The sequence below is a fragment of the Pacificibacter sp. genome (assembly GCF_039769035.1).
Classification (GTDB): domain Bacteria; phylum Pseudomonadota; class Alphaproteobacteria; order Rhodobacterales; family Rhodobacteraceae; genus Celeribacter.
Genome location: NZ_JBDMZG010000085.1, coordinates 1 through 6,699, shown reverse-complemented (window position 1 = coordinate 6,699; position 6,699 = coordinate 1). Strand labels below are relative to the sequence as shown.

The 6,699-nt window shown below is 50.2% G+C and carries 5 protein-coding genes; 4 read left to right on the top strand and 1 reads right to left on the bottom strand.

The window, feature by feature from the left end; all coding sequences use genetic code 11:
- Positions 1-153: 153 nt before the first annotated feature.
- Positions 154-1,077: a LysR substrate-binding domain-containing protein gene (locus ABF287_RS08070; RefSeq protein WP_347184497.1), complete on the bottom strand. Its 924-nt coding sequence runs from the start codon at positions 1,075-1,077 to the stop codon at positions 154-156.
- Between the two features lie 232 nt (positions 1,078-1,309).
- Here ABF287_RS08070 and ABF287_RS08065 point away from each other — a divergent pair, with 232 nt between their 5' ends.
- From ABF287_RS08065 to ABF287_RS08050, 4 genes are read left to right on the top strand one after another with little or no spacing between them, the layout of a single operon-like run.
- Complete coding sequence (locus ABF287_RS08065; RefSeq protein ID WP_347184496.1) at positions 1,310-2,914, top strand: fatty acid--CoA ligase; 1,605 nt, start codon at positions 1,310-1,312, stop codon at positions 2,912-2,914.
- Positions 2,911-3,600, top strand: a complete 690-nt coding sequence (locus tag ABF287_RS08060; protein ID WP_347184495.1) for a dimethylsulfonioproprionate lyase family protein — start codon at positions 2,911-2,913, stop codon at positions 3,598-3,600. The genes ABF287_RS08065 and ABF287_RS08060 overlap by 4 nt, the downstream gene beginning before the upstream one ends.
- Positions 3,601-3,647: 47 nt before the next feature.
- Positions 3,648-4,448, top strand: a complete 801-nt coding sequence (locus ABF287_RS08055; RefSeq protein WP_347184494.1) for a crotonase/enoyl-CoA hydratase family protein — start codon at positions 3,648-3,650, stop codon at positions 4,446-4,448.
- Between the two features lies 1 nt (position 4,449).
- Positions 4,450-6,588: a 3-hydroxyacyl-CoA dehydrogenase NAD-binding domain-containing protein gene (locus tag ABF287_RS08050; RefSeq protein ID WP_347184493.1), complete on the top strand. Its 2,139-nt coding sequence runs from the start codon at positions 4,450-4,452 to the stop codon at positions 6,586-6,588.
- Positions 6,589-6,699 lie beyond the last annotated feature (111 nt).

The following is a 6,699-nucleotide window of genomic DNA, read 5'->3' as shown; positions in this document are numbered from 1 at the left end:
GTTTGGCAGCTTTCACGATGGCAGCCCTGAGGCGACGCAACGTGTGCGTGAAACTAAGAAGCGCATGCACACGAAATGAGTGGCTGGAAAACACCCCAAGAAGGTCGGCGTTGATCCGGAACGCGCTAACAGGCATAGTTGGAATTTAACAGATCAGGACCGGAAGAACCGCATGTTTGGGTCGGCCTCGATCTGATCAAATAGCCAGTCAACAAACGTTTCGAGCTTTGGGTTCGGTACACGTTCTTTTTGTGTCGCCAAATACCAGCGGCCTGGCTCTGGCACCGAAATATCAAACGGTTTGGTCAACCGACCCCTTTCAAGATCACGCGAGCAAAACGGCGCCCTTGAGATGCTTATTCCGTGGTTATTCAAAACGGCTTCGCGGACAAGAGGGTAGTTATCAAAGATTGAACCAAATTTCATGGTTTTACGATCTAAGCCTGCCTTATCCAACCAACAGTCCCAGTCATCCGGCTCATTCCATGTGTTTGGGACACTCAATAACAAGAAATTTCTTAGCTCTTCGAGCAGCATTCCTTCGCTTGCGGTGTTTAGGGCCTCCGGAGCACATACTGGGAAGATATCGGTTTCGAACAAGGGACTATAGTGAAACCGTTTGTCAAATGGTGGTGCATTGAACACCCCCACATCGAAACGGTGCATATCATAATCACCTTCTTCAAAGGTAGAGACTATACGCACGCGTGTGTTCGGATTATCCTGAAGAAAATCAGCCAATCTGGGCTGGAGCCACATTGTGTTGAAACTTGCGTAGGACTGAATAAGCAATACGTCTGGTTCCTCAGGTGACTGGATACGCCGCGTGGCTTTGATAATGCCCTGAATGTGTTCGCGAACTGGCGGGTAATACTGCTCGCCAGCCGGTGTTAGCTCGACCGATCGGCTTGTGCGTTCCAGTAGTTTAACGCCGATAAATGTTTCCAATGCCTTGATCTGGTGGCTAACTGCTGCATGGGTCACACAAATCTCGTCAGCGGCTTTTCGGAAACTCTTGAGACGCGCCACCGCCTCAAAAGCGCGCATTGAAACCAGCGTGGGCATGTGGGTGGTCATAACTGCATCTCCTTGATGAAAAATACTCTATTTACCCTTTAGTAAAGTTATCCGATGACGCGCGTTAACGAAGCGAGGTTTTATGATTTTATAGCTTTTTTTGCAGGGAAATGCAATAAACGGAGTGTTATGATTGGTTAGAATTTCTTTATGATAAAAAATTTTTTTCAATTCTTCAACCTAGTGAGAAATGCCATATTGGAAAGGTAACAAGAACAAGGATTTCACCTTCATGCCACCTGGTTCACCTTCGCTAAATGCATATGGCTATCCGTTGCTGATCAAACATTTGTTGACTAAATCGAACATTGCGTCGGTCTGCCAAGAGATCGTCAGCGGTACCGATATGCGGCTAAGCTATGCTGATTTGGGCAAACGTGTGTGCCAACTTGCCAATTCTCTAAAGACTGAAGGGATACTTGAGGGCATGCGCGTTGGTGTCATGGATTGGGATACACACCGCTATCTTGAGTGTTTTTTTGCTATCCCGATGATGGGCGCAACCCTCTTTACAATAAACATCCGTCTATCTCCTGCCCAAGTTCTCTATACGATCAACCATAGCCAGTCGGACCTAATCATCGTGCACCAAGATTTTATGACGCTAATTGATGATATCAAATCGGGCTTCAATCGAGACATCATCATCTTAACGATTGGTAACGGTGAAGGGTATGAAAGGTGGATAGGCGGAGCCTCAGATAGCTTTGACTTTCCGGACTTCGATGAAAACCAAACCGCAACGCTGTTCTATACGACTGGGACCACCGGCAAACCCAAAGGGGTGAGCTATTCACATCGACAGTTGGTCCTTCACACATTGGGCTTGATCGCCGGCTTCGGCGCGTGGCCTGGGAATGCAGGATTTCATCGTGGCGACGTCTACATGCCGCTGACGCCATTGTTTCACGTCCACGGCTGGGGATTTCCATATGCAGTAACGATGCTGGGGCTGCGTCAGGTCTATCCCGGCCGATATGACCCTGCCACAATCTTAGGACTGATTGCAGCCGAAGGCGTCACCTTTTCCCATTGCGTGCCCACAGTTCTATCAATGGTGCTCGACCATCCGAACTGCACACAAATTAACCTTAGTAAATGGAAGGTTATCATTGGCGGGGCAGCTTTGCCGCGCGGATTACAGGACCGCGCTGCGGCAACAGGTATATCCTTGCATGCGGCATATGGGATGTCGGAAACCTGTCCGTTTTTGACAGTGGCCAATTTGTCCAGCGACGATCAAGAGGTGCGGGCGCAAACCGGCTTTCCCGGCCCGCTTGTCGACCTTCGTGTTGTGACTCAGGATATGAAAGACGTTCCGCATGACGGTAAAACAACAGGCGAGGTTGTTGCTCGAGCTCCCTGGTTGACACAAGGTTATCTGGACAACGCGGAAGCCTCAGATGAACTTTGGGATGGTGGGTATCTGCATACCGGGGATGTTGGGTATATCCGCGAGAATGGATCGTTGCAGATTACGGACCGCCTCAAAGATGTAATCAAGACCGGCGGCGAATGGATTTCCTCACTGGCACTGGAAAACATAGCATCTTCTTGTAGCGGCGTTGAGGAAGTCGCCGCGATCGGGCTGCCGCACGCGAAATGGGGCGAAAGGCCAGTCTTGGTTGCTCAAGCTGCAAAAGATTCCAACCCGAACCTTGTGCGCTTGAATATGATGGAAGAAATCCAGTCGCGTGTTGACGCAGGCGAGATCTCAAAATGGGCAGTTCCAGACGAGATAATCTTTGTCGACTGCCTACCTAAAACCAGCGTCGGCAAGCTCGACAAGAAACTCATGCGGAAAGATATTTTAACGCGCTCGGATTTAAAATCATGACAGACAAGCAATGCCGTATTCAGGCGCTTATACAATCCATTGTCACCTATCTGCAGGCTCACAGAGCTGCCACGCGCGGCGTTGATCTAACGTTGGGCAAGCTGGCATCCATGGACCTGTCTGAGGAGAGAATCGTTGACTTACCTCCCAAAGGAACCCGGCATGATGAGGTTCTGAATAACGCCATCGCCGGGATAGTCGCCCCTGAATTGTGCGAAATCGCAGGTTGTTTGAAAGCGGCCAAAGATGATCTGGTCTGGCGTGAGGATAACGCCCAATTTTATCCACCCGGTACCGATTTGGGAGAGGGATACACAAAGTGCAACCTGCATACTTTGCTGATCGGAGCCAACGCATGTGGGTTCCATCATCCTGATTTCAGCCTTGGTATTTTTATGCTGGGTCCGCGAACATTGTATCGGGATCATAATCATGATGCACCAGAACTTTATCTGAACCTGTCCGAAAGATCTGGTTGGCGTTTTGGTACCCGCGATTGGCAGGATTATTCGGCTGGATCACTTATTTGGAACAAAGCGGGCGATCCCCACGCTACCCGCGTCTATGACCAGCCTTTCATCTCGATCTTTGTATGGCTTGAGAACGTGAATTCACCCTGCAATGTTATTCATTTCGACGACTGGATAGAAGTCGAACAAGATCTTGCCAAAGAGCAAAACAATTGATGTTTTGATCAATAATACAACCATTTTTACTCAAGAAAGTGTCAGATATGCAGATGCAGCTACCAGTATTTAAGTTTAAGAATATAATTGTCGAAGCAGACACAAATATCGCTATTATTAGCCTCAATCGGGCACAAAAGCGGAACGCACTTAATATCGAAACTATAGAAGAACTGATTTCATTTTTTTCAGAACTTCCCAATCTTGGCGTCAAGGCTGTTGTGTTACGAGCAGAAGGAGAGCATTTCTCTGCAGGTCTAGATTTGATTGAACACCAAAAAGAGCAACGCTCTGCTTCAGAATTTATGCAAATATGCCTTCGTTGGCATGAAGCATTCAACAAGATTGAATATGGCGGGATACCTGTCATTGCAGCATTGAAAGGTGCGACCGTTGGTGGTGGCCTTGAATTGGCTTCGGCCGCGCATATTCGAGTGGCTGACCAAACTACATATTTTGCCTTGCCAGAAGGGCAGCGTGGCCTATTTACAGGCGGTGGGGCAACCATTCGGGTTTCCGATCTTATTGGCCGGGCACGCATGATTGACATGATGCTGACAGGGCGCACCTATAAAGCCAATGAAGCGTTAAGGGTCGGTCTTTGCCAGTACCTTGTCGAGAATAATAGCGATACCAAAGCAATCAAAATTGCAAAAGCCGCTACAAAAATACCCTCACTTTCAAACTTCGCAATCTGCTCAACGATTTCTCATACGCGAAACATGTCTGCTCTTGATGCATCCTATATGGAAGCTTTTGTCGCTGGAGTCGTCAATACACAACCAGAAGCAAATGATAGGTTAATAGCCTTTGCTGATAAAACTGCAGCACGCGTGAGGGCTGACTGATATGAGCGAAAATACAGCTATAACTCATTACCAAATTGTTGATGGCATTGCGACAATAACAATGACGTCAAAGCCGATCAATGCACTCGATTTAACCATGCGTAGAACACTAACTGAACACTTACAAAGTGCGGATGGTGATGATCATGTAAAAGCTATTGTTATTACGTCAAATCTGCCACTCTTTTGCGGAGGAGCTGATATTGTAGAGTTCCAAACTGAGCGCTTGTGGGAAAAGCCCGATCTGCCAGACCTGTGTGTAACGATTGAGACCAGCAAGAAACCAATTATCGCCGCGATAGCAGGTCCCGCGATGGGAGGTGCTCTAGAAATCGCACTTGCGTGTGATTACCGTGTAGCCACGCCGGATGCATTGATGGGGCTACCCGAAATCAAGCTAGGACTGCTTCCAGGTGCGGGGGGCACACAAAGACTACCTCGGATAGTTGGGCTGGAAGTGGCCTCGGAGATGATCCTTTTGGGAGATCCCGTGAAAGGTAAATACGCCTCGTCTTGTGGGCTGGTTGATGCGTTGTTTGAGAATGACCCAGATTTTTACAAGCATGTTTTGGACTTTGCCAGCCGAGTTAGTCATGAAAGCGGTTCGAAACGCAGTTGCGCGGATATGACCGTCACACACCCCGATCCAAAGGGTTATCTCGCGGGTTTCCGAGACCAGATAGCGCACAGGTCCAAAAACCTTGTTGCCCCTGAACGATGCTTGGTATCCATTGAGGCCGCGTGCGAATTGCCGTTGGCCGAGGGATTGGCACAAGAGAAGGCAGGTTTCGCTGAACTGCTCGACACACCTCAATCACGCGCCGGGCGGCATCTGTTCTTTGCGGAGCGTGAATGCAACAAGGTTCCGGGCGTTACCCGTGCGGACCAACCACGTGATATTAAATCGGTCGCCGTGATTGGTGCCGGAACAATGGGACGCGGCATTGCCATCGCCTTTCTGCAGGCGGGGTATCCGGTCACGCTTCTTGAAACGACGCAAGGCGCGCTGGAGCAGGGGCTGGAAAAGGTCCGGGAGCATTTCCAGCGTGCGGCTCAAAAAGGGCGGCTCAGTTTCGATCGGGCAGAGACAATCGCCGCCAACGCCACCGGGACGCTCAGCTACGGCGACCTTGTAGAGGCCGACCTGATCATTGAAGCGGCGTTTGAAAGCATGAATGTCAAACGCCAGATTTTCGAAGCGTTAGACCGGCACGCTAAACCTGGCGCGATACTGGCCTCAAACACATCGACATTGGATCTTGATGAAATCGCCGCAGTCACGTCACGTCCGGAGGATGTGATTGGCCTCCATTTCTTTAGCCCGGCCAACGTCATGCGCTTGCTGGAGGTGGTGCGGGGCGCCAAGACCGCTCCCGATGTCATTGCAACGGCAATCACGGTCGCAAAGAAGATCCGAAAGCTCTCTGTCACGGTTGGCGTGTGCTACGGCTTTGTTGGAAACCGGATGCTGGAACCATACTTCCGCGAAGGATCCCGTCTGCTTCTAGAGGGGGCGACGCCAAAACAGGTGGATGATGTCCTTGAGACCTTTGGCATGGCCATGGGTATTCACGCGATGGCAGATCTGGCTGGGGTCGATGTGGGCGCCCGCGTGCGTCAGGAACGGCGTAGTGAAATCGCGCATGACCCGACATACCAGGCTGTGCAGGACAAGTTGTTTGAACTAGGCCGACTGGGTCAGAAAACCGGGCGAGGAAGCTATGTCTACGAGGGGCGGACACGGGTCGAAGACCCAGAGATTGTTCAAATCAGTGCCCATTTGGCGGACTTGCATGGCGTGAAGCGCAGGGAAATCAGTGATCAGGAAATCCTTGAGCGTTGTCTGTTCCCCCTGATCAACGAGGGCTTATTGATCCTTGGAGAGGAAATTGCAACGCGCCCAGGTGATTGCGACCTGATCTGGGTCAATGGCTATGGCTTCCCAAACTGGCGCGGCGGCCCAATGCACTATGCTGACGAGATTGGATTAAGTCAGATTTTGGAACGCATGACCCACTATCGGCAGTCGCTAGGTGCCTATGGTGAGATGTGGTTCACGCCTGCGCCTTTGCTGGAACAACTTGCAACCTCGGGTGTGACACTTGCCGCACATTTTGATGCCAAAAAGGAAAAATCATGAGAGAAGCCGTTATCGTCTCAACCGCACGAACTCCTATTGGGGTTGCCTTCAAAGGTGCGCTAAATAACATCAAATCCCCTACCATGATGGGGCACGCCATGCAGCACGCGG

Coding starts and splice junctions, on each gene's coding strand:
- ABF287_RS08070 (WP_347184497.1), bottom strand. CDS start 1,077: ATGACCACCCACATGCCCACGCTGGTTTCAATGCGCGCTTTTGAGGCG.
- ABF287_RS08060 (WP_347184495.1), top strand. CDS start 2,911: ATGACAGACAAGCAATGCCGTATTCAGGCGCTTATACAATCCATTGTC.
- ABF287_RS08055 (WP_347184494.1), top strand. CDS start 3,648: ATGCAGATGCAGCTACCAGTATTTAAGTTTAAGAATATAATTGTCGAA.
- ABF287_RS08050 (WP_347184493.1), top strand. CDS start 4,450: ATGAGCGAAAATACAGCTATAACTCATTACCAAATTGTTGATGGCATT.
- ABF287_RS08065 (WP_347184496.1), top strand. CDS start 1,310: ATGCCACCTGGTTCACCTTCGCTAAATGCATATGGCTATCCGTTGCTG.